The following is a 19,714-nucleotide window of genomic DNA, read 5'->3' as shown; positions in this document are numbered from 1 at the left end:
TCGTCGATGAGTTTACGCGTCCTGCCAACTGCACCAGTGGCCTTGCCAGTTACGGAAGCGGTAATACCGTTGTCCGTCGCGAACTTCAAAGTGTGGAAAGTCTTGAGGCTTTTCAACATCCAGCAAGGGCACGGTGAATTTGCCTTGTGCGTGCGGTAGAACATATTCGGGCAGGGCGATGTTGGACACACGGCGTTTAAGCCGACCCATGATCGCAATGGCCTGACTGATCGAAGCCTTGTACGCCGACGCACCGGGTGAGAACGGCATGAAGTGGTACAGGTAATAGGGTTTTACACCCAGGCGGTAAAGGTCAATAAACAGTGTGTGCAATGTGTCTTCATCGTCATTCACGCCCCGCAACAATGGCATGTTGGCAAACACAATAGGCACGACACGCTGAAGGCGCTGAACGGCGGCGGTAAAGTCTGCGCTCAGTTCAAGGGGGTGGCAGACATGCACGCCAAAGGCGTTGACTTTATATTTATCGAGCATGGCCACCAACTCATCGGTGACACGAAACGGGTTGAAACTCAAGGCCCGAGAATGAATGCGAATAAGCAGGTTGTCGCTGACGGCGCGCAATGCCGCCAGGTTCTCTTCCAGCCTGCGGTCGGCCAGCATCAAGGGGTCACCACCGCTGAGGATCACCTCCTCGATGGCAGGGTTGTTGCGTACGTACTCCACCGATGCCAGGAATGAGTGGGTGTTGGCGTTGGCTTTTTCAGTGTCGACCTGCAGGGTGCGCAAGGCCTCGAAACAGAACTGGCAATAGGCATTGCAGGTATTGGTCATCCGCAAGATGACGCGATTATCGTACTTGTGCTGGCAAATAGGCGTCTTCATCTCATGGTGCAACTCCCAATTCTCGGAAGTGCCATCGTAGTCGCCCGGTATTTCTTCATTCCAGTAGGGCACCACCTGTTGCCACAGGGGATGCTCGGTCACCGGCGCGTTATCGAGCGAGCGCATGATGAGCTCAATATAATACGGCGTGACTTGCAGCTTGCGGTCTTGCAAGTTGCGTTCGATATGCGCCGATACCTCTTTGCTCCAACCACCGCAGGCCGCGTTAAGTGTCGGTTCGTCACGCACTGCATTCTTCTGCTGCCAGCGCCAGTCATTCCATTGGCGGGCACCCTGAATAGTTCGTTCATAGATAGACATGTAGCGTGCGCCTCCTTGTGCGAAAGACACTGAGGCTAGTAAAGATGGGCGGCAATGCAGGTGAGCAACTATTTCTGAATGCTACTTGGCCGCATGAACAAACCAACACGGTAAATGACCCTCGGGGTCAATGTAACTTCAACATTACGTGTGGCGTGGACGACAACCGCTGGCACGTTCAGCGCGCCTTGATGCCGTGTTACCTACCCGGTCACTACATAAACAATGATTGGCCCGCACACCGCCAGCAGCACGTTAGAGATGGCATAGCACACGGTGAAGCCGATGACCGGCGTATTACTGCCCGACTGCTCGATGATCTTGTTCATCGACGCCGCCTCGGTCTGTGCACCGGCCAGGGCACCGAACAGAATCATCGGATGCAGGCGTAGCACGTAGCGGCCAAAGTACAGCGCCACCAGCGGCGGCACGATGGTGACTACTGCGCCTGATACCAGCAGCGCCACGCCCTGCTCCTTCATGGCCGCTATCGCGGCCGGGCCGGCCAGCAGGCCCACTACCGCACCGAAGGCGGTCAGCCCGAACTCCGAGAACGCCCATTGCGCCGCTGGCGGCAAGGCACCGGTTTCCGGATGGCGCGAGTTGTACCAGCCAATGACCAGCGCTGCGACCAATACCCCGCCACCAATACCCAGCTCCACCGGGATCATGCCGATGTGGGTCGACAACAGCCCCAGCAACGAACCGATGACCATGCCCAAGGCATGCACGGCGATGTCGCTCTTGTAGTTGCTCTCCCTGATCCGCCCCAAGCGCTCGGCCAGGGCTTCGACACTGGCGGTGCGTCCTGTCAGGGTGATCACGTCACCGCGGCGCAGTACGGTGTTGGGCAGCAATGGCAGTTCATAGCCTTGGCGGGTCACGGTGTTCACAAAGCAGCCCAACCCCTGGACGTTGCCCAGGTGTGCCTTGGCCTGGTGAATGGTCTTGCCGTTGAATTCGGCTGCGGTCAGTACGATGTCGACCTGGCGGGTAGGAAACGACAATGACTCGGGATGGTCGATCTCTGGCCCCATCCACAGCGCCAGCGTGCCGACCGCTTCGCGCAGGGCATACACACCGACGATATCCCCCGCGCGCAGAGTCAGTTGCGGGTCGCGCGCGATGACCTGGCCGGCCCGCACTATCCGTTCCACTGTCAGCGATGGATGCCGGGCTTCGATATCGACAATGCGCACGCCATCGGCTTCACCCTGCGCGATCACCTGGTGGGCGCGTACCACGATTCGGGTATAGGGCACCGTGATTGCGTCTTCTTCATTGGCGATACCCAGCGACAGTTCCAGTTCTCGCGCCGAGGCCTTGAGGTCGACCCCGAGCAGCTTCGGCGCCACCGTGCCGACGAACACGATCAGGCCGATGGTACCGAACAGGTAGGTGATGGCGTAGGCAATAGCCATGTGGCTGTTGAGCTCGGCCTTCGCCGCGCTGTCGATGGCCAATTGATTGATGGCACTGGTCGCGGTGCCCATGATCGCCGTGTCGGTCAGCGCGCCAGCGCCAAGCCCGGCGGTAAAGCCTGCATCAAAGTCGTAGAAGGTGGCCATCAGCAGAATGCAGCCCAGGGCCGTTGCGCAGAGCACGACCGATACCAACACCAGCTTGAGGGTGCCGCGATTGAGGCTGCCGAAAAACTCCGGGCCGCTCTTGAAGCCCACGGCGTAGATAAACAGTACAAAGAACACCGTCTTGAGCCCGGTAGGTACCTCCAGGCCGATCTGGCCGATCAGCAGCCCCATCAACAACGCGCCAGCTACCGAGCCCAGATGAAAGCTGCCCAGGTGAATCCGCCCGATGAACACACCCAGGGCAATGGCCAGGAACACCGCGATCTCCGGTGTAGAACGCAAGGCGTGCAAGAGAAAATCGAACATGGCGCGGGCTTCCTGTCAGCAGCTGTCAGGAGCCTAGTTCAAGGGGTTGTGCTTGTCAGATTTCCACGTTGGGTGGCTGTTGCGCCCGCCAGTTTCGGGGGGACAGGCCAGTCCATTGCTTGAAGTGACGACTGAACACCGAGACATCGGCGTAGCCAAGGTTGAGCGCCAGGTCGGTGATACTGGTGGTTTCACGCAACAAGTTGAGCCGGGCGATGTCCAGGCGGGTTTCCTGCAGCAACTGGCTGAAGCTGCTGCCTTCGGCCCTGAGACGCTTTTGCAGCACACGCGGCTGCACGCCCAGTGAGTTGCTTACTGCCTCGATGCCACATTCGCCGGTGTGCAGCAGGCTTCCGATCAGGTGGCAGACCTGGGCCTTGAGGTTTTCCGGGTATTGGGCTTTGAGCAGTTGCACGCAATGCAGCAGGTGCTCGCGTAGCAGTTCCTCGTTGGCCAACGGCGGGCGCTTGAGGTAGTCGATGGGGAAGCTGATGCCGTCGAAGGTGCTGTTGAAGCGGACTTTGCCGTAGTCGCCGGCGGCCTGCCAGTGAGCACTGCGGGCGCTGCCTTGTTGCAGGTGCAGGCGAATCTGCGGGCTATCGCCCCCAGTCAGCAGTTTGACGGCGTTGAACAATTGCGCGGCGCTGAGCTGGCTCAACTGCAGCAGGCCGAAGGCATTGCTGAAGTCGAAACGCAGCCTTACTTCAGCCCGTTCGCCCCTGCTGGCTTGCTCCAGGTGCAGGCCGCTGGCGTGCAGGTACAGGTACTGGCGGGCAAAGTTCAGCGCTTCGCCGACCGTTGCCTGGCGGCTGCCCGACAGCGCCACGTCACCGATGGCCAAGAGGTTTTGCCGGGCCGCCAGGCGCAAGCCGAACAAGGGTTCCTGGCATTGCGCTGCGGTGTGGTCGAGCAGGTCGGCGGTGCTTTCATACGACACATAGCTGTTGGGCTGGCGCAGTTGCGCCACCACCATGCCGGCGCCCTGCAACAGGCTCACCGGGTTGTGACCAAGCTTGGACACCAGTGTGCTGTAACCGTCGATGGCACCGCTGCGTAACAGGAACATGTTGCATCGCCCCGCCGTGATGAGTTCGTAATAAATCAACTTTTGTTCGGTAAATGTCAAGTCGTTGCCGGCGCGTAAAGGTAAATTTTCGCCACTCCCCCTTGGCTCGACAGGTCTGTCCATGACGAACTGGAAGTTTCACTTGCCTCGCGTTGCCTATCTGTCCGGTGGCGGCAGTGGCATTGGCCTGGGCTTTGCCCATGCGCTACTGGCGCAAGGCGCAAGCGTCGCGATTTTCGACCTGCAGCTCGCAGACGACATCCTGGAACAATTGCGCAAAAGGTGCACCGCGCCGGGGCAAACCGTGCGCTGGTACCCCGTTGACATCACCGACTCAGCAGCCGTGGACAATGCAATGGCCCTGGCGCACAGCCTGCAGGGTGCGCCTGAGCTTGCGTTCAACTGCGCCGGCCTGATGCGCAACGCCGTGTTCACCGAGCTTGCCGTAGAAACGTTCGAGCAGGTGATCAGGGTCAACCTGTTCGGCAGCCGCAACTTCGCTGCCAGTGCGCTCAAGTACCTGAAGCCACAGGGGCACTTGGTGCTCATGGCGTCCCTTGCCGGGATTGTCGGCAGCTATACCCAGTCGGCCTACGCCGCCTCCAAGTTCGGTGTGGTAGGCCTGGCCGAAGTGCTGCGCGCCGAACAAAAGCTGTGTGGCATCGATGTGTCAGTGGTGTGCCCAGGCGAAATCCAGACGCCGCTGCTGACCTATGAGCGCCAGCATGGCAGCCCGGTAACCCGCGAACTCAACGCCGTGGCAGGCGTGCTGACCGTCGAGCAAGCGGTGGCCGGGATCATGCGCGGAATCCAGCGGCGTCAGTTCATGATCACGCCAGGTTTCAAGGCCCGGCTGATCCGCGCCCTGGGGCGCAAGTTCAGTTCACTGCAACGCTGGATTGTCGATCGTAATCTGGCCAGAAGCGCCCTCCCTTCCCTCAAGGATGCCCGTAAATGAGTGCATTTGAACCGATTCGTCACTTCGATAACGCCCGCAGCGCAGCTGGCCAGCAGGCCCGGGTCGAAGACACCCGGATTGCCGCAGCGCGGTTTCGGGACGACATGCTGCGTGGCCCCAAGGCCCGCTATTTTGAATCGTTCGACCTGGTCAAGGTGCCCTACCCAGTGCGCTACGGCCTGCGCAATGCGTTCTCGCGGGAGCACCTGGTCGAATACATGCACATCCAGAACCGTCTGTTCGTGGTGCAGTTCGACACCCCCGAGGGCGTAAAGACATTGCTGGTTTCGCCCTCCGATCACGAACGCAACGGAGAAACACCGTTCTTTCGGCGCCTGCAGGACCGGACGGCCAACTGGATCAGCAAGCTGATCATCAACCGCCAGAACACCGTGCCGCAGATTCTCGCCCGCCTCGGCCTGCGCCCGGAAGACATCGACTACATCACCTACGACCACCTGCACACCCAGGACGTACGGCGCTGGCTGGGTACAGCCAGCGAGCCGGGCCTGTTCCCCAACGCCAAGCTGCTGGTGCATTGGCGCGAGTGGGCCTCGACCAACGACCTGAACCCCTACCAGGCCGACTGGTACTGCCCCAACGGCGTCACCGGCATTCCCCAGGACAAGGTGATGTGCTTCGACGGCTCGATCATGCTCGGTGACGGCGTGGCCCTGATGCATACCCCAGGCCACACCGAAGGCAACCACTCGATCGTGGTGCATACCGACGAAGGCCTGTGGGTGACCAGCGAAAACGGCGTCAGCGTCGATGCCTATGCCCCACTGCTGTCCACTGCCAGTGGTGTGGCCGACTATGCGCGGATGATCGGCACCGAGGTGATCATCAACGGCAATACCCTGGAGAGCGCAGTGGACCAGTACATCTCCATGGTCCAGGAAGCCACCGTCGCCGGCCCGTCGATGCGCGACCTGCGCTTTCCGAATGTCTTCCCGTCGTCAGAGATGACCCCGTTCTGGCTGTTCCCCGGTACTCGGCCGGCGTTCTATGTCGGCCACGCCCGACATGGCGCCCTGTACCGACGCTGCACCCGGTCCTTTAGCGCAACCCCGGTTCCTGAGCCACACTCGCTCTGACGCGTTACTCTCCACCGTACAGGACATCCTCATGCTTCTCATACGACACCTGATCCTGAGTCTCGGGCTGGGCCTTGCGGTGCTGGGCGTAGCGCAGGCCGCAGAGAAACCCAATATTGTCGTCATCATGGTCGACGACATGGCGCCCATGGACGTCTCCGCCTACAACCGCGGCCTGGGCGCCGTCACCACGCCCAACATCGACCGCATCGCCCAGGAAGGCATGATGGTCTCCGACTATTACGCCCAACCGAGCTGCACGGCCGGTCGCGCCGCGTTCATCACTGGCCAGTACCCAGTGCGTACCGGCTTGACGGCGGTGGGCCAACCAGGGGCGAAAGTCGGCATCCAGGACAGCGACGTCACCCTGGCCCAGTTGCTCAAGGCCCAGGGTTACGCCACCGGCATGTTCGGCAAATCGCATATCGGTGATCGCAACGAGTACCTGCCCACTGTGCATGGGTTCGATGAGTTCTATGGCTTTCTCTATCACCTCAATGTGATGGAAATCGCTGAAATGACCAACTTTCCCAAAGACCCGGACTTCCCCGGTATCCCGCGCAACATGATCCACGCGGTGGCCACCAGCACCGATGATGCCACGGTCGATCCGCGCTGGGGTCGTGTGGGCAAGCAGAAGATCACCGACGAGGGGCCGCTGACCATCGAGCGCATGAAGTCGGTCGATGATCAGTTCACCGACCTGTCGATTGACTGGATCAAGCAGCAGAAATCCGCCGGCAAGCCATTCTTTCTCTGGTACAACCCCTCGCGCATGCACCAGAAGATCCATGTCAGCGATGAGTGGCTGGGCAAGAGCGGGCATACCGAATACACCGATGCGATCCTGCAGCTCGACTCGCTGGTCGGCAAACTGCTCAAGACCCTCGATGACCAGGGCCTGACCGACAACACCATCGTGCTGTTCACCTCCGACAACGGCGTGAACCTGTCGCACTGGCCAGACTCGGGCGCTGCTTCGTTCCGCGGTGAAAAGGGCCTGACCTGGGACGGCGGCTTTCGCGTACCAATGCTGGTGCGTTGGCCAGGCAACATCAAGCCCAACACCTGGACCGGTGAGTTCATGACCTCTGAAGACTGGCTACCCACGCTCATGGCCGCCGTGGGGCAGACCGATGTCAAAGACAAGCTGCTGACCGGCCTGCAAGTCGATGGCAAAACCTTCAAGAACCACCTGGACGGCTACAATCAGCTCGGCATGCTGACCCAACCCGGTGGCAAATCGAAACGCCATGAGTTCTTTTTCTTCGCCGAGACCCACCTGAACGCGGTGCGGGTCAATCAGTGGAAGGTCCACACCGCCCTCAAGGACAAGTGGATGGAGGCGGCCAAGGAAGTACCGGGCGGCCTGGTCATCGACATCAAGGTCGACCCCTACGAGCGCTCACCAGAAGCCGGCGACCACTTCCGCTGGCAGCAGCAGCGCAGCTGGATCATTCCGATCATTGCGCCCTACATGCAGGCCTTCGCCAAGAGCATGAACGACTTCCCGCCCTCGCAAAAAGGTGCGGGCGGCATCGGCATGGCCTCGATGGCCAACTGACGCCCCCTCTATCGCCTTATGACCCTTACCTGCCAGACCGGGCGCCCACGCGGGCGTCCGGCGCGACCATGGGAGATTTTCATGCCGAAAAACATGATGTGGCTGCGTTGCGCCCTAGCCACCCTACTGCTCGGGGGCGGATGCCCAAGCACTGCCGTCCTCGCCCAGGTGCGTCCCGACGCCCTGCTGAGCCTGCCCACCAGCCAGGAAAGCATCGTCGCCGGGCTGGAAGGCGACGCCTACGCCAATGGCATCAACGCGTATGTCTGGGGTTATCCGCTGGTACGCATGGAGCGGGTGATCCGCGAATACACCTCGGTGCCCCACCCGCGTCCTGCCACCAGCTACCGTGCCCCGCTCAATCAACTGGGCTGGGCGCAATCCCTGGCGACGCCCGCCGCCAGGGATATGCCCACCGCCAACAACGACACGCTGTACCTCAGCGCGGTGGTCCGACTGAACGAACCCTACGTGCTGCACGTGCCCGATACCGCCGACCGCTACTACGTGGTCGATGTATTCAACCTGTGGCACGAACTTGAACACTACGTGGGGCGACGCGCCACGGGTACGGTGGCCGGTGACTACGTGCTGGTGCCGCCGGGCTGGCAAGGCACGCTGCCCGAGGGCCTCAAGCGTCTGGATGTCAGCACCCGGACGGTCTGGCTCTGGGGCCGTCTGCGGGTCAATGACGGCGAAGACCTGGCGCCATTGCACGCCCTGCAACAGCAATTCACCTTGCGCCCGCTGTCGCAGCGCGACAACCCGGGCTATCGGGCCGGCGCCCAATCACTGGCACCGTTGCCAACGGCCAGCGACGACGGCCTGGACTTCTTCCGGGAACTGGCGGCAGCCATCAAGGACAACCCGGTCCCCGCCCGTGACCACGCGCTGTTCGCCCAGTTCGCCCGTTTTGGCCTGACCGCCGAAGGCTTCGATCCCTCGCGGCTTGCCCCGGCGCAAAAGGCCGGCTTGCTGCGTGCCCTGGCCGATGGCCCGAAAGTCGCCGTCTCGGCACTGGCGTCCGCTGCACAACAGCGCAATGGCTGGGCCTGGGCCTCCGGGCTTGATCGCTTTGGTGCCAACTACCCGTTGCGCGCGCTGGTCAGCGGCCCCTACCTGGGGGGGCAGGGCGAAAAAGAAGCCATGTACCCACTGCGTTCGCTCGACGACAAAGGCCAGCAGCTGACTGGGGCCAAACGCTATGCACTGCGTTTCAAGAGTGCGCCGCCGGTGGATGCCTTCTGGTCACTGACGGTCTACAACGCCGGGGACAAGATGCTGGTGGACAACCCCATCGCTCGCTACAAGCTCGGCTCCGACACCCGAGGTTTAAAGGTGAATGCCGATGGCTCGTTCGAGGTGCCGGTGCAAGTCGTCAGGCCCGATGGTCCGTTCGCCGCCAACTGGCTACCCGCCCCCAAGGGCCCCTTTTACATGATCTTGCGGCTGTATCAGCCCAAGGATGAAGTGCTCGAAGGTCACTATGAACTGCCGCAGGTACACGTCGTTGAATAAGCGCACTCCCTCCCATGCACTACGCGGGGCACTCGGGGCCCTGGCCATCGGCAGTGTGCTGTCCACCCTGCCCGCCACTGCGGCCACCCCCCAAGCGCCTGCGGGCCCGGTGGCCAATACCGTAATGACCGAAGGGTACGCCCGGGCGGTGGCGCAGTTTGCCTACGCCTGGGGCTGGCCGCTGGTCAACCTGCACACCCGGCGCATGCTCTACGAGCGCGTGCCAGCCATCGGCATGCTCGGCCCGATGCCAGTGGCGCCGGTCAATCAACTGGCAATGTTGGCGGACTACATCGACCCCGGCATCCGCATCGTCGCCCACCCCAACCAGGACGTGGTCTACGGTTTCGGTGCATTGGCGCTGGATAAATCGCCGGTGATCGTCCAGGTGCCTGATTTTGGCGAGCGCTTCTGGATGTACGAGCTGGCCGACCAGCGCACCGACAGCTTTGCCCAGGTGGCGAAGATCTACGGCACCAAGCCCGGTTTCTACCTGGTGGTCGGGCCGGATTGGCAAGGTCAGAAGCCAACCGGTGTAGAAGCAGTGCTGCGCTCACCGACCAACACCGGGGTGATCATCCCGCGGGTGTTCATGGCCGACACCCCGCAAGATCGCGAGGCGATACAGCCGCTACTCAAGCAGATCGTCATGTACCCGCTGTCGGCCTTCGACGGCACCGTCAAAACCATCGACTGGCAGCACTTGCCCAAGCTGCCCGTACCCGCGTCCGCCGCCGCCCAGCCACCGGGCGAAACTCGCTGGGTGGTGCCGGAGCATTTCTTTGCCCAGCTCAAGCAGGTATTGGCCCAGGTGCCGCCATTGCCCGGCGAGGAGGCGCTGTATGCACAGTTCCGTGCGCTGATCAGTGCCGGCGAGGCAAACCCGGCGATTGCCAGGGTGCTGCAGGACGCCGCCCTGCACGCCGAGAAGACCCTGGTCGAGCCGTTGTTCGACCTGAGCCGCAACGGCGTGCGGATTGCCAACGGCTGGAACCGTCCCTTCAACAATGCAGCGTTCGGCACCGACTACCTCACGCGCCTGGCGATTGCAAAATCCAACATTTTCGAAAACGCTGCGCAGGAAACCACCTACCTGTTTCGCGAAGAGGACGGCAACGGCCAACGCCTTACCGGCCAGCGCAACTACACCTTGACCTTCCCGGCCGGGCAAACGCCGCCCGTCTCGGGCTTCTGGTCGTTGACCTTGTACGACAGCGTGCACTTCTTTGCCGCCAACCCGATCAATCGCTTCTCCACCGGCACCAAGAACCCGGCGCTGCGCTACAACACCGATGGTTCTCTTACCCTGTATATCCAGCACCAGCGTCCGGCCGAAGACAAGGTCGGCAACTGGCTGCCTGCTCCCGAACAGGCATTCGCCCTGACCCTGCGTGCCTATGGGCCCTGCGATGCGCTGATTAAAGGCGATTGGACGCCTCCGCCCCTGGTCGCAAGTCCAGCTTCCAACCCCTGAATCAAGGCGCCTGCTCTGAACCAGTACTCAATCCAAGCGGCCCTGCGGCCATTTTGAGTACTGGCGTTATCCAGCAACAAAGGTAGAACCCGCCCATGACTTACCTCACCCGTGCGTCTTCCCTGCATGGTTTCGATGCGTTCGCGCGCCAGCAGCAGCTCAACCCGGATGCGCTGCTGCGCGCTGCCGGACTCCCCAGCGACGCGCTGGAAGATCCCGATGCGCTGATCGCGTTCCATCGCTTTGCCCTGGTGCTGGAACTGGCCAGCAAGGCCAGCGACAATCCGTTGTTCGGCCTCGAGTTCGGCTTGCACCAGGGGGTGGGGATCTTCGGGTCGCTGTTGTACCTGGTGCGCAATGCCCGCACGGTGGATGACGCGCTGGACGATTTGGGTCGCTACTTCCACGTGCACGACAATTATGGCGATGTGGTCATCGACCATGCCGATGGTCAGGCCAGGCTCTATTACGCCACCAGCGCAGACCTGCTGCCCGGCAGCCGGCATGTCAGTGAACTGGTGGTCGGCGTGGGCCATCAGTTGATGCGCACCCTGCTGGGTAACCGCTGGCAACCGACGGCCGCGCTGTTCCAGCATGCCCCCGTCGCCAATCCTGCGCGTTACCGGCGCTTGCTGGGAGTTGTGCCACGGTTCAACGCAGCCTTCGATGCCTGGCTGTTCCCAGCGCCATTGCTCAGCGTGCCCTTGAGCGATGCGGACCCTGCACTGCACCGGCTGATGCGCCAGCACCTTGAAGCGATCAGTGAGCAGCACAACCAGCGGTTGCCCAGTCACGTCCAGCGCCTGCTGCGCAGTTTTCTGCCTAGTGGCCGGGTGACGATCGAGTGCATCGCCGATTTCATGCGCCTGAGCCCGCGCTCGCTGCAACGTCAACTCGCCGAGCAGGGCACCTCGTTCCAGACCCTGCTCGATGACACGCGCCAGGCCATGACCCTGCGTTATCTCGAAGAATCGGACATCAGCCTGATGCAACTGACCGAGGTGCTCGGCTACGCCAACCAGAGCGCCTTCAGCCGGGCGTTCCAGCGCTGGTTTGGCACCAGCCCGCGCCAATGGCTCAAACAACAGCAGTTACGTTGAACCGCCCCTCCCTGGCACGCAGCCCTGGCGGCATTTGGTAAATCGTTGGCGCGAATTGCGCGGATTTAACCGCCCTGGCTATCCATCATCCCTCCAACGCTTGTTCACCTCTCGCTTGCGCACCACGCGCAGGACGCAAGGCCTCAGGTCAACCACACCTGTTTCAAGCCTCCAACAATAATAATCAGGAGGGCATTTCATGACCCAAGTCCGTGATCGCGCCGTGTTGGCCCGCACCGTTCTACTACTGGCCCCGCTGTCACTGGCGGTGATGCAGTCGGTACACGCGGGCGAGTTCCAGTGGGGCGACATCAGTGGCCGTGCCAACGGCAGTATCAGCGTGGGTGCGCTGTGGAGCGCCGAGAACCCCGATGGTCATTACATCAACCAGGGCAACGCCGACAGCATCGGCCTGGGCAATGCCGGTAAGTTCAACCTCAACAGTGCGCGCAATGTCGACGACAGCCGACTCAATTGGGGCAAGGATGACCTGGTGTCAACGCCAGTGACCGTGCTGGGCGAAGTCGAGATGAACTGGCGCAACTACGGCGCCTTTGTCCGCGGCAAGGCCTGGTACGACTACACCCTCAACCACCACAACGTCGACTTCGGGCACTCTGCCAACGGTTACCAGGGCAACGATACCCTCAATGACAGCCACTTTGACGACCTGGCCAAGTTCCAGGGCATCGAGTTGCTCGATGCCTACGTGTACGGCGACTTCGACCTTGGCGACCACCCGCTCAATGCACGGCTGGGCAATCAGGTGGTGAACTGGGGCGAAGGGTTGTTCTTCCAGAACGGCATCAACGCCATCAACCCGGTGGACACCACGGCCCTGCGCCGCGCCGGCTCGCAGCTCAAGGAAGCCCTGGTGCCGGTGCCCATGCTGTATGCCAACCTGGGACTGAGCGACAACCTGAGCCTGGAAGCCTTCTATCAACTGCAGTGGCGTGCCTCGATCCTGGAAGGTTGCGGCACATTCTTTTCCAGCAACGACTACATCACCGACGGTTGCTACGGCGTGCCACGCGCAGGCGCAAATGACCCGGCATCCTATGCCGCCGGCCAGTACATCGCCCGTGGACCGGACAACGAACCCGGCGACAGCGGCCAGTTCGGTGCATCGCTAAGGTATTTCGCCGACCGCATCGATACCGAGTTCGGGGCCTATGCCATGAACCTGCATTCACGCACCCCCTACGCCAGCATTACCACCGACCGGTACGGCCCGGCAGGTGCCGGTTGGCGCGACCCGAACCTGGCGCCCGGGAACGCAGCACGCAATGCCAGCTACTTTGCCGACTTTCCCGAAGACATCCGAATTTTCGGCCTGAGCTTTTCCACCAACGTCTGGGGCACCGCGGTCTTCGGCGAATACAGTTATCGCCCCAACCAGCCCGTGCAACTGGCCACCGGCGACCTGATCCCGGCCTTTGCCGGCAACGCGGCACTGACCGGCGCCGTCATCGGCCAGCCGCTGACCCTGGGCAACGATGCCATCAACGCCGAACCCGGGTCGGTCTACAACGGCTACGACCGCCTGGAAATTTCCCAGTTCTCCCTCGGCTTCATCAAGTCAATCCCGCGTGTACTAGGGGCCGACAGCCTGAACCTGATGGGCGAAGCGGCAATGAAGTACATGCATGACCTGCCAGACCAATCCGAGCGCCGTTACAACAAGACCGAAATCTACGGCAGCAACCTCGCCTCGGACAGCGCCGCCGGCTGCGTGGCCGGGGCGAGTGTGCAGGCCTACCAGAAATACGCCTGCAGTCGTGACGGCTACACCAGCCAATTTTCCTGGGGCTATCGTCTGCGCGCCCAGTTGAACTATCCCGGCGTGTTTGCCGGGGTCAATTTGGCGCCGTTCATGGCCTTCGGCCAGGACGTCAAGGGCTGGTCCTACGACGGCAACTTCGCTGAAGACCGGTTGCTCGGGTCGCTCGGACTGCGCGCCGACTACCTGCAGGACTACTCGGCGGAGCTGTCCTGGTCGGGCAGTGGCAACACCCCGTTCGCGCCCACCGACAAGGACTTCATTTCCCTCAGCCTGCGTATGGGCTTCTAGTACAAGAGACATCACCATGAATACTAAAAAGATACTCAGCCTCTCCCTTCTCGGTGCCCTGGTCAGTGCCGCCAGCGTACCGGCGCTGGCCGCACTGGACGCCAAGGAAATCGCCCGTCTGGGTAGCGACCTGACGCCGGTTGGCGCGGAAAAAGCCGGCAGCGCCAGTGGCAGCATCCCGGCCTGGACTGGTGGCTTGACCCAGGCGCCAGCAGGTTTCAAACCGGCCCAGGACTATGTCGACCCTTATGCCAGTGAAAAGCCGCTGTACACCATTACCGCCGCCAACATGGCGCACTACAAAAGCGAGCTGACACCTGGCTACCAGGCCATGTTGCAGAAGTACCCGACGTTCAAGATGCAGGTCTATCCAAGCCACCGCACCGCGGCCCTGCCACAAGGCGAATACGACGAAATCCGCAAGGAAGCAGCCTTGGTTTCGCTGGCAGGCACGGGCAACGGTATGCTCGATTACCAGCGCAGCTCGGTGCCCTTCCCTATCCCCAAGAGCGGGCTGGAAGCGATCTTCAACCATGTCGTGCGCTACCGCGCCGGCGGCTATCACTACTACCCCACGGAGATGGTGGTCCAGGCCAACGGAAAATTCACCCCGGTTCGCCGCGACGTGACGGTCGCCATGGCCTCGGCAATGGGCAACCCCGAGCCCAACCGCCTGTACTACTACCTGGGCAAGGTCACCTCGCCCGAAAGTGTCGCCGGCAGCCAGAACCTGGTACATGAGCCGATAGACCAAAGCAGTGAAACGCGCCTGGCCTGGACCTACAACCCTGGCCAGCGGCGGGTACTGCGCGCACCGGAAATCTCCTATGACTCGCCCGTGGTCACCTCCGAGGGGCTGCGAACCAACGACATGATCGACATGTTCAACGGTGCCCCTGACCGCTACGACTGGAAGCTGGTGGGCAAAAAAGAAATGCTGGTGGCCTACAACACTTACACGCTGGCGTCCCACAGCCTCAAATACAGCGACATCATCCAGCCCGACCACCTCAACCAGGACCTGATCCGCTATGAGCCGCACCGGGTCTGGGTGGTTGAAGCCACGTTGAAGCCGGGACAGCGCCACCTGTACGCCAAGCGCGTGTTCTACATCGATGAAGACTCGTGGGCGATCCTCGTGGCCGACCTCTACGACGGTCGCGGCGAGCTCTGGCGTGTGCAAGAGGCGCACAGCCTGCAGCGCTACGACGTGCTCTCTGCAATTCACATCAGCGACGTCGCCTACGACCTGCAAGCCCGCCGCTACATCGTCTCGGGCCTGGAGAACGAGGAGAAACGCGCCCAATTCGGCATCCAGGCGAGCCTGAAGGACTTCAGCACCGCCGCCCTGCGTCGCAGCGGCCGCTAACGCTGCGCGCAACCGGGCGGCCCGCCACGCTGGCCGCCCGCCCTCTCGCCCCCATTCGCACACCAGGGTGTTTCATGACACACACGATTGCTCTTCGCCCCGCGCTGGCCTTGCTGTTGCTGGTTGCCGGCGCCACCGCCCAGGCCCTGCCGCTGAACGACCGGCTGGAGCGCCCCGCCCATCTATCGCCGCTGGCCGAGCGGGAGGCACTCACCGACATTCAGCCGGTAGGCGATAGCCAGGTGATGGTCGGCACCGCCGGGCACATCCTCCTGCGCAATGCCAGTGGCCAGGTGCAACAAGCCCGAGTGCCGGTCGACCTGCTGCTCACGGCGGTGCAGTTCGTCGATGCAAAGCACGGCTGGGCGGTGGGGCACGACGGCGTGATTGTGCACAGCAACGATGGCGGCTTGAGCTGGCGCAAACAACTCGATGGCCACGCCATCAACCCGCTGCTGCTCAAGGCAGCAGAGGACGACGTTGCCCGGTTGGAACAGGCGCTAGTCGCCGCACCTGACGACCCAGCACTGGCCAGCGCCCTGGACAATGCCATGTTTGCCCTTGACGACGCCCAGGCTGCGAGCGCTGCAGGCCCTTCGCGGCCATTACTGGGGGTATGGTTTCGCAATGCCCGTGAAGGCTGGGTAGTGGGTGCCTACGGCATGATCTTGAAGACCGACGACGGCGGTGTGACGTGGCAACCGCTCAATGGTCTCGAAAACCCGGACCGGCTGCACCTGAACAGCGTGCTCGGACTTACCGATGGCAGTCTGCTGGTGGCCGGTGAAGGTGGCCGCTTGTACCGCTCGGGGGACGGCGGTGCGCACTGGAGCAGCGTCCAATCTCCCACCGAAGCGTCTCTGTATGCGCTGGCACAGCTGCCCAACGGTGAGGTGCTGGCCGCGGGGTTCGGCGGCACGCTGTTGGTCAGCAACGACCAGGGCGAACGCTGGATGGCGCGCCGCTTGCCCGTAAACGTCAGCCTGTACGGCATTCGGCCACTGGCAGACGGCGGTGTGGTGCTGGCCGGCCAGGGCGGCACGTTGCTGTTCAGCCCCGACGGACAGCGGTTCGAGGCGTGGCAAGCGCCCGGCAAGGCGGCACTGCTCAACACCAGCCTGGCCCGCACAGGTGAGCTGCTGCTGGTCGGCGCCGCCGGCCTGCAGGTGCTGCCGACGATTCCCTTTAAGGTACACGCCCAATGAATGCTCCCCTGCACCCGGTCGATCACCGCGCGCCCCTCACACCCAGCGCCCTGCAACGGGCCGTTGACTTCACCGAGCGCCTGTTATTTGGTAACCGGCTGCTGGTACTGGTCTTTTTTATCCTTGCATCGCTGGTGCTTGGTATCGCCGCGCTGTCACTGCGCCCCGATGCCAGCTTTAGCCGCATGATTCCTACCGGTCACCCGTTCATCGCCAACTACCTGAAGTTCGAGGACGTGTTGCGCCCGCAAAGCAACGTCTTGCGGATCGTGGTTGAAAACCCCAAGGGTGACATCGTTACCAAGGACTTCCTGGAAACCCTGCGCGAGGTCAACGACAAGGTTTTCTATATTCCCGGTGTAGACCGCAGCAACCTCAAGTCGCTATGGACGCCCAATGCCCTGTGGGCAGAAGTGACCACCGAAGGCTTGCGTGCCGGCCGGGTGATCCCCGACGGCTACGATGGCAGTGCCGCGTCCCTTGAGCAGGTGCGGCGCAATATCCAGCGCGCGAACATGATCGGCAGCTTCGTGGCCAACGACTTTCGCTCGGCTGTCATCCGAGTTCCCTTGCTTGAGCGGGATCCGCAAACGGGCCAGCCGCTGGACTACGGCGCACTGACTCAGGCACTGGACACCCAGGTGCGCGAACACTTTGCTGCCCAGGGCGTGACGATCCGCATTATCGGCTTTGCCCAGATCATCGGTGACCTGCTGGCAGCAGCAAGCGACATTGCGCTGTTCTTTGCCCTGACTGTCGGGCTGATCACCGCGCTGCTGTACGGTTACTGCCGGTGCTGGCGCAGCACGGCGGTAACCGTGCTGACCTGCCTGCTGACGGTGGTGTGCCAACTGGGCCTGTTGAGCCTGCTGGGCTACGGACTGGACCCATATTCGATTCTGGTGCCGTTCCTGATTTTCGCCATCGGTATCAGTCATGCGGTGCAGAACATCAACCTGATGATGAGCGAAATGAGCCAGGGCGCGTTACCCATCGAGGCTTCGCGCAGGACCTTCCGGGCCTTGTTCATTCCCGGCACTACGGCGCTGTTGGCAGATGCGGTCGGTTTCATCACCCTGCTGGTGATCGACATCGGCGTCATCCAGCAGTTGGCGATCACCGCCAGCATCGGTGTGTTCGTGGCCATCTTCACCAAGATGTTCCTGCTACCGGTGTTGATGTCCTATGTCGGCGTCAGCCCCCGGGGCTTGCGCCAACAGCACAAGCGCAGCAGTTCGTCGTGGCCGTTGTTTCGTCGGGTGGCAAGTATCGTCGAGCCACGCCGGGCCGCGGCGCTGGTTGCCATCAGCCTGGTGCTGCTGGGGGTGGGCTATCAGGCCCGTCAGGACCTGAAGATCGGCGACCTGGACAAGGGCGCCCCGGAGTTTCGTCCACAATCGCGTTACAACCTCGATAACGCCTACCTGCTCGATCACTACACCACCAGCACCGACGTCTACGTGGTGATGTTCACCACGCCCCCGGAGCAATGCTCGCGCTTTGCCGCCGCGGACCTGGCCAACCAGCTTGAACAGCACCTGCGCCAGGTGCCGGGGGTGGAGTCGGTGCAGTCGCTGTACAACGTCATGCGCTTCAACATCCTGGCTCGCAATGAAGGCAACCCTAAATGGGCCGAGTTCTCCCGCGACCCGTTCGTGATGAACAATGCCCGCTCGAACGTGCCCGCCGAGTTCGTCGACCCCAACTGCAGCGTGGCGCCCATCAGCCTGTACCTGGCCGACCACAAGGCCCAGACCCTGACCCAGGTGGTCGAGGCGGTACAAACCTTCAGCCAGCGCTACGACACCGGCGACTTCCAGATCCTGCAGGCGGCCGGTAACGCCGGCATCGAGGCGGCCACCAATATCACCATCGGCCACTCGGAAAAAACCATGCTGATCCTGGTGTTCGTCATCATCAGCCTGGTGGTGTGGTGTGAGTTCCGCTCGCTCAAGGTCACCTTTGCGCTGATGGCGCCTTTGTACCTCTCGACGGTGCTGTGTGAGGCAGTCATGGCCCAAATGGGCCTGGGGGTCAAGGTTGCGACCCTGCCAGTGATCGCCCTGGGCGTGGGGATCGGTGTGGACTACGGCATCTACCTTTACAGTCGTATCGAGGCGTTTCTGCACCAGGGCCTGAGGTTCAGGGCTGCGTTCTTCGAGGCCTTGAAAACCACGGGCACGTCAGTGGCTTTCACCGGCATTACTCTGGCGCTTGGCGTGGCGACCTGGTCGCTGTCGGTCTTGAAGTTCCAGGCCGACATGGGCCTGCTGCTGGTGCTGTTGTTCGTGTGGAACATGGTCGGTGCGCTGCTGTTGATGCCCGCCCTGGCATCGCTCTTGATATTCAACAAGAACACGCGCTGAGGCAGACAAAAGATGGACTACGCTTTGGCCTTGAAACACCGCCCTGCCTTGCCAAACCCTGAAACCTTCAAGGATGCACCGCATGAAACCCATGTTCAGTCGGTTGACGCTCACTGCCGCAATGATTGCCCTGTCCGCCTGTTCCTCGACGTCCCAGCCGGGACACAGCACCAGCCTTGGCGAGGACAACCTCAAGGGCTCCGGTTTCCTGGCTGATATATACCCGCAAATGAAAGAAGGCAGCGACGGCGAAGCCCTGCGCCTGTACCGCAACCCCAAGTTCGCCTCGTCGGCAACCTTTGTGCCTTACACCAAGGTGCTGCTCGACCCGGTCAAACTGTACGCAGGCTCCAGTTCCAAGTTGAATGACGCGCCCCAGGCGCAAAGCAACGCCATCGCCCAGGGTTTCTACAACCAGTTGCATGAGCAATTGAGCAAGGACTACCAGATGGTCGACAAGGCCGGGCCAGGGACTTTGCAGATTTCGGTGGCGGTGGTCGATGCCCAGGAAGCCGACGCTTCGCTCAAGGCTGCGTCGTACATCCCCATTCCGCTGGGGGTGCCGGGTGCCAAGGCGGCGGCCATGCAGGCGGCTTCGCACACCACTGGCAAACCGCCCTTCGCAGGCCAGGTGACCATCGAGGGCAAGATGGCCGATGCCCAGACCGGCGAGATCATTGCCGCCGAAATCGACCGACGCGTAGGCGCTCGCAAACCGATCATCGGCTTGTTTGAAAGCAGCACCTACGACTCCTGGAGCGACGTCACCGAGGCCGAGCGCTACTGGGCCGAGCTGCTGCGTTATCGGCTGTGCATGCGTCGTGGGGCAACCGACTGCCAGAAGGCGAGCGAGTAACCACCGAC

At 62.0% G+C, this 19,714-nt stretch carries 14 protein-coding genes; 11 read left to right on the top strand and 3 right to left on the bottom strand.

What is annotated here, in order from left to right:
• Positions 1 to 12: 12 nt before the first annotated feature.
• From H621_RS0120710 to H621_RS0120700, 3 genes are all read right to left on the bottom strand, one after another.
• A complete protein-coding gene (locus H621_RS0120710; RefSeq protein WP_245219107.1) occupies positions 13 to 1,095 on the bottom strand; it encodes a KamA family radical SAM protein in 1,083 nt (360 codons plus the stop codon).
• Between the two features lie 275 nt (positions 1,096 to 1,370).
• Positions 1,371 to 3,062, bottom strand: a complete 1,692-nt coding sequence (gene aspT / locus H621_RS0120705; RefSeq protein ID WP_028945202.1) for an aspartate-alanine antiporter — start codon at positions 3,060 to 3,062, stop codon at positions 1,371 to 1,373.
• 55 nt (positions 3,063 to 3,117) lie between these two features.
• The gene (locus tag H621_RS0120700) at positions 3,118 to 4,128 is read right to left on the bottom strand and encodes a helix-turn-helix transcriptional regulator (protein WP_028945201.1); all 1,011 of its coding nucleotides are present in this window, start codon (positions 4,126 to 4,128) and stop codon (positions 3,118 to 3,120) included.
• A gap of 121 nt (positions 4,129 to 4,249) precedes the next feature.
• Here H621_RS0120700 and H621_RS27405 point away from each other — a divergent pair, with 121 nt between their 5' ends.
• The 11 genes from H621_RS27405 to H621_RS0120645 all read left to right on the top strand — a co-directional run bounded on the left by H621_RS27405 (position 4,250) and on the right by H621_RS0120645 (position 19,706).
• Positions 4,250 to 5,086, top strand: coding sequence for an SDR family NAD(P)-dependent oxidoreductase (locus H621_RS27405; RefSeq protein WP_084168013.1), 837 nt, complete (start codon positions 4,250 to 4,252; stop codon positions 5,084 to 5,086).
• The gene (locus H621_RS27400; RefSeq protein ID WP_051270650.1) at positions 5,083 to 6,183 is read left to right on the top strand and encodes an MBL fold metallo-hydrolase; all 1,101 of its coding nucleotides are present in this window, start codon (positions 5,083 to 5,085) and stop codon (positions 6,181 to 6,183) included. The genes H621_RS27405 and H621_RS27400 overlap by 4 nt, the downstream gene beginning before the upstream one ends.
• Positions 6,184 to 6,214: 31 nt before the next feature.
• Positions 6,215 to 7,747 carry an arylsulfatase gene (locus H621_RS0120685; protein WP_051270648.1) on the top strand — a complete coding sequence of 511 codons (1,533 nt, stop codon included), beginning with the start codon at positions 6,215 to 6,217 and terminating at the stop codon, positions 7,745 to 7,747.
• A gap of 81 nt (positions 7,748 to 7,828) precedes the next feature.
• Positions 7,829 to 9,265 carry a DUF1254 domain-containing protein gene (locus tag H621_RS0120680; protein ID WP_209420957.1) on the top strand — a complete coding sequence of 479 codons (1,437 nt, stop codon included), beginning with the start codon at positions 7,829 to 7,831 and terminating at the stop codon, positions 9,263 to 9,265.
• On the top strand, positions 9,258 to 10,739 hold the full coding sequence (locus H621_RS0120675; protein ID WP_028945198.1) for a DUF1254 domain-containing protein: 1,482 nt from the start codon (positions 9,258 to 9,260) through the stop codon (positions 10,737 to 10,739). The genes H621_RS0120680 and H621_RS0120675 overlap by 8 nt, the downstream gene beginning before the upstream one ends.
• A 95-nt stretch (positions 10,740 to 10,834) precedes the next feature.
• Complete coding sequence (locus H621_RS27395) at positions 10,835 to 11,839, top strand: AraC family transcriptional regulator (RefSeq protein ID WP_036990202.1); 1,005 nt, start codon at positions 10,835 to 10,837, stop codon at positions 11,837 to 11,839.
• Positions 11,840 to 12,038: 199 nt separating this feature from the next.
• Complete coding sequence (locus tag H621_RS0120665) at positions 12,039 to 13,910, top strand: DUF1302 domain-containing protein (protein ID WP_028945197.1); 1,872 nt, start codon at positions 12,039 to 12,041, stop codon at positions 13,908 to 13,910.
• 16 nt (positions 13,911 to 13,926) lie between these two features.
• Positions 13,927 to 15,279, top strand: coding sequence for a DUF1329 domain-containing protein (locus H621_RS0120660; RefSeq protein ID WP_028945196.1), 1,353 nt, complete (start codon positions 13,927 to 13,929; stop codon positions 15,277 to 15,279).
• Positions 15,280 to 15,353: 74 nt separating this feature from the next.
• Positions 15,354 to 16,484, top strand: coding sequence for a WD40/YVTN/BNR-like repeat-containing protein (locus tag H621_RS27390; RefSeq protein WP_036990200.1), 1,131 nt, complete (start codon positions 15,354 to 15,356; stop codon positions 16,482 to 16,484).
• The gene (locus H621_RS27385; RefSeq protein ID WP_036990198.1) at positions 16,481 to 18,850 is read left to right on the top strand and encodes an efflux RND transporter permease subunit; all 2,370 of its coding nucleotides are present in this window, start codon (positions 16,481 to 16,483) and stop codon (positions 18,848 to 18,850) included. Before H621_RS27390 ends, H621_RS27385 begins: the two co-directional genes overlap by 4 nt.
• 82 nt (positions 18,851 to 18,932) lie before the next feature.
• A complete protein-coding gene (locus H621_RS0120645) occupies positions 18,933 to 19,706 on the top strand; it encodes a DUF3313 domain-containing protein (protein ID WP_028945195.1) in 774 nt (257 codons plus the stop codon).
• Positions 19,707 to 19,714: the final 8 nt, after the last annotated feature.

The sequence above is a fragment of the Pseudomonas vranovensis DSM 16006 genome (assembly GCF_000425805.1).
GTDB lineage: Bacteria > Pseudomonadota > Gammaproteobacteria > Pseudomonadales > Pseudomonadaceae > Aquipseudomonas > Aquipseudomonas vranovensis.
The sequence above is the reverse complement of the archived record's forward strand: the minus strand, read 5'-3'. Positions and strand labels throughout refer to the sequence as shown.